Below are 223 nucleotides of genomic sequence, written 5' to 3'. Positions count from 1 at the left end.
GGCCGGCCTCGACGTAGCGCTCCAACCGACTCCAGTTGTTCGCCAGATAGTGCACCGCCTTGCCCAGCACGCTTTGCGGTGTGACTTGGGACTGCGTCTTGTCCAGCCAGCCTTTCAACTGGCCGAGGATCGGCAGGCTTCGTTCCTGGCGACCGATGAACCGCTGGTCATCGCTGACATCCTTGAGTTCACGCTCGATGCCATACAGCTTGTTGATCATCGC

General features: G+C 60.1%; 1 protein-coding gene. It reads right to left on the bottom strand.

The features are described 5' to 3' along the window. Positions 1 to 223 (bottom strand): transposase (locus HU766_RS26070; RefSeq protein ID WP_186661904.1); only part of this gene is annotated, 223 nt, incomplete at both ends.

The organism is Pseudomonas sp. SWRI77, assembly GCF_014269105.1.
Taxonomy (GTDB): domain Bacteria; phylum Pseudomonadota; class Gammaproteobacteria; order Pseudomonadales; family Pseudomonadaceae; genus Aquipseudomonas; species Aquipseudomonas capeferrum.
This window is presented reverse-complemented; position numbering and strand designations above follow the sequence as displayed.